Below are 3,301 nucleotides of genomic sequence, written 5' to 3' on the forward strand. Positions count from 1 at the left end.
AAGTTTTTATTTCGCCATCCGGGTCGCGAAGTCCTTTTTGCGCCGGATGTTCGGGACTATTCACACAAGCTGCTAGCGATCTCTTTCGCGGCGTGACGCCGCGATTTGGCGTTTTACACCCTCACCGGCGTCCACTGGTCTAGCCCGGCGGCCACGCGTGCTGCCATCTCGAGGGGAGACCAAAAGTTGAGACTCCCATGAAGTCGCCGCCCGTTATAGTCCTGAATCCACTGGCTCACAGCGTGGTACGCCTCCGCGAACGTGGTGAATTCCTGAGCCAAGCATTCGCGTTCCAGTTGGGCATGCCAGGATTCAATGAAGGCGTTCATGTTCGGGGTTGCGACCGGAATTCGCTCATGCACGAGCTCCAACTCCTCACAGCGGGCTTCGAACGCATGGGCCGTAAATTGCGGCCCGTTGTCAGTTCGGATCACCGGCGGTTCGGCCCCCCATTGTGGTCGCCGGTGGTTCACAGCTTGGGCCAGGGTGCGCGCTGTGTCTGCGGCCCGGCAGGATAAGCCGATATGGTAGGCGATGATTTGCCGATCGCACACATCGAGGATGGCTTGCAGGTAAAAAAAGCGATCTTCGCCCGCGATGTAACCATAGGTGATGTCCGTCTCCCACAGTTGGTTCGGCCGGGTGACCACCCAATTCCGTGCCAGACGGCGCGGGTGCTGCGCTTTGCGCCGCCGTTGGGGCCACAACAAGGCCATACTTTTGAGCAGCCGGTAGACTTTCTTGAAGCTAATGACCAACCGATAACGGCGGCGCAAGACCCAGGTGATTTTATGGTAGCCGTATTGGGGGTTGTCGGTCTCGAGAATCTCCACGATCCAATCGAGGATCTGCCCATCGGGGATTTTGGTGCCATCCCGCATCACACTATATCCCCGGGGCGCACGCCCCGGCGCTTGGCGGCGTCGGTCCGGATGCGGTTGGCGTTGCCGCTGGCTCCAGGCATAAAACGTCCCACGCGGCAATTGCACAGCGGCACAGAGGGCCTTCACGGAAGCGTGGGGAACCTGGTCACGCCAGGCTTCCACGTGTTCGCACAATTCGGTCACGGACGGATCCCCTTTTTTTTCAGGAGATCCTGCAACATAGCGATTTGGAGGTCTTTCTCCCCGAGGAGCCTTTTCAACCGTTCGTTTTCATCGGCCAGGCTCAGTGCATCGGGATCGGGATGGGTCTCCCGCTTGGCCTCGCGCACCCATCGGCGTACCGTCTCGGGTTTCACTTGATGTCGACGGGCCACTAAGCTGGCATTCCCGGTCTCTTGCACCTCACGGAGGACTTGCGACTTAAATTCAGCGGTATAAGTTGGACTCATTTTACTGTCTCTCCCTTGAATGTCTTTAGACTATCAGGAGAGATCGGTCGTGTCATGTTTCCTTAGGGGGCTTAAAAGGCATAGCGAACCACCCGCCCCAGAATCCTCACGGACCACCCATGGCTAAGCTTCATGCGGAATTTCGGACCACCGCTCGGGGCACCATGCGCTCGTCCCACCCTCCTCCAAATAGGCCGCGTCGCCATTGACTGCCCAGAGGTCGTAATCAGCCCCCAGGATGTTCCGTGCGGCAAAAAACCCGTCATCATGGCATGATCTTGATTATTGTACCGGTGCATCCCATTGCGACCCACTAACTGCAGATTGGAGGCCACATTGCGCAGGTAATCCCGGATAAGCGCGACATGGTGTTGATACGCCTCATCATAAACCGGATAAGCTTTCGGCACGCCCACCACCGTGCCATCGATAACATGATGCCCGTGGAGCAATCCCAATGTCTCAAGTTCCGAGGCAGCCTGGCGCAAGAGGTCGTCATCCGAGCTTGTCCATAAGCCGTCGCCTTCGAAGCAAAAGTACTCCAACCCCAATCAGGACGTTGCCGGATCCGCCAGCATGGCGGGGCTCCAGTTTCCGAAATTCTGGATGCGTCCCACCCGCACCGCCGGGTCATGAATGTAAATCCAGTTGTCCGGAAACAAATCCGGGGTATCGATAACTAACGCCACCGTAAGGAATCCCGATACTGCAACGCTTCCGCTGCCCGGATTACCCGGCCCGGGGGTTTTGGCGACATGGCGCGGATGAGGGAGCGCAGGGGCATGGAGGATACGACATGGTCCACATCATAGGATGCCATGACCCCGTCCGCGTGGCGGAAGGCGATTGTGCGTGCCCGTCCCTCATGGTGCAACATCCCCATCACCTTACTACCCATCTCGAGAACGCCGCCCATGGTCATCATCTCGTGGACCACCTGGTCCCACAGCATGCCCGGCCCCAACCGGGGATAGCGAAATTCATCCACCAAGGTCTTAATCACGGCGGATGCATCGTCGTGCCCTTGCAGCCGAAAGGCGTTTTTGATAGCGCTGGCCAAACTCAATCCCTTGATGCGTTGGGCATCCCAATCGGCACTAATCGCATTGCAGGGCGTCCCCCAGACTTTTTCCGTATAAGTCTTGAAAAACATCGTATAGAGCCGCCGCCCAAAATGACGCACCACCCAGTCTTCGAAGGTCCGGAGATCGGAGGGCGGCGCAAACTGCGCTTTGGCATCTATGACGCAGAGAAGCGTATTCAGGACGCCCATGTTGCGAAACGCGTTAAGAGGCTTGAGGGGATAGTCATAGAATTTCCCGTTGTAGAGAATGCGGGACATGCGGGACCGTGTCATGAGGTCGTCCCCTAAGATCTGCGACCAAAAGTCTTCGACTTCCGGATTTTTCGAAAAGAAGCGATGGCCGCCAATGTCGAAGCGGTAGCCGTGATATGTGACGGTGCGCGATATTCCCCCGACAAATTGCGGATCGTGCTCAAATACCGTGACCTCTTGGCCTTTGGCCGTTAGTTCGTAGGCTGCCGAGAGTCCGGCCGGCCCTGCGCCGACAACCCCAATTTTCATGACGTCCACCTTCCTATGTCGTGTTCATTACGATCATGGGTTGGAGAGCCCCACCTCCGGCAGCGCCCATGCCCGCCTTTGGCCTATGATGGTGCAGGCCGCCTTCGGCTAATCATCCAGTTGTGCACGGCGAAACCCCCTTCGCCTCGACTGGTCAGGGAAAGGACAACCGTCTCGACCCGCAAGGTGAGATGAATCGTGCGGTGTCCCGTCATCACGGGCGCCGTACGCGACCCCACATGCACAGAGCCGAGGACGCGGCTAGGCCCGGTGTGTTCCCTTACCCCGCGAATACTCACCGTAATCTGGTAGAGTAGGAGGCCCCTTGCGGGGCCGTCCCCTCATCGAACCGGACTTGTGGTTTTCCCACATCCGGCTCTCCG

5 protein-coding genes are annotated in these 3,301 nt (G+C 58.0%); all 5 read right to left on the bottom strand.

Going from position 1 to position 3,301, the window contains the following annotated elements:
• Window positions 1-113: 113 nt before the first annotated feature.
• The 5 genes from HIJ39_RS22060 to HIJ39_RS23895 all read right to left on the bottom strand — a co-directional run bounded on the left by HIJ39_RS22060 (window position 114) and on the right by HIJ39_RS23895 (window position 2,918).
• The gene (locus tag HIJ39_RS22060; protein WP_169103196.1) at window positions 114-1,067 is read right to left on the bottom strand and encodes an IS3 family transposase; all 954 of its coding nucleotides are present in this window, start codon (window positions 1,065-1,067) and stop codon (window positions 114-116) included.
• Window positions 1,064-1,333, bottom strand: a complete 270-nt coding sequence (locus HIJ39_RS22065) for a transposase (RefSeq protein ID WP_169103197.1) — start codon at window positions 1,331-1,333, stop codon at window positions 1,064-1,066. Before HIJ39_RS22065 ends, HIJ39_RS22060 begins: the two co-directional genes overlap by 4 nt.
• A gap of 71 nt (window positions 1,334-1,404) precedes the next feature.
• Complete coding sequence (locus HIJ39_RS23885) at window positions 1,405-1,821, bottom strand: hypothetical protein (protein WP_207711855.1); 417 nt, start codon at window positions 1,819-1,821, stop codon at window positions 1,405-1,407.
• A 63-nt stretch (window positions 1,822-1,884) separates the two neighbouring features.
• Complete coding sequence (locus tag HIJ39_RS23890; RefSeq protein WP_207711856.1) at window positions 1,885-2,022, bottom strand: hypothetical protein; 138 nt, start codon at window positions 2,020-2,022, stop codon at window positions 1,885-1,887.
• A complete protein-coding gene (locus HIJ39_RS23895) occupies window positions 2,013-2,918 on the bottom strand; it encodes an NAD(P)-binding protein (RefSeq protein ID WP_207711857.1) in 906 nt (301 codons plus the stop codon). The genes HIJ39_RS23890 and HIJ39_RS23895 overlap by 10 nt, the downstream gene beginning before the upstream one ends.
• Window positions 2,919-3,301: the final 383 nt, after the last annotated feature.

This window comes from Sulfobacillus harzensis (assembly GCF_012933365.1).
GTDB lineage: Bacteria > Bacillota > Sulfobacillia > Sulfobacillales > Sulfobacillaceae > Sulfobacillus_B > Sulfobacillus_B harzensis.

Excerpts from the sequence above, each read along its gene's own strand:
- HIJ39_RS23895 (WP_207711857.1), bottom strand. The coding sequence starts at position 2,918 with ATGAAAATTGGGGTTGTCGGCGCAGGGCCGGCCGGACTCTCGGCAGCC.
- HIJ39_RS22065 (WP_169103197.1), bottom strand. The coding sequence starts at position 1,333 with ATGAGTCCAACTTATACCGCTGAATTTAAGTCGCAAGTCCTCCGTGAG.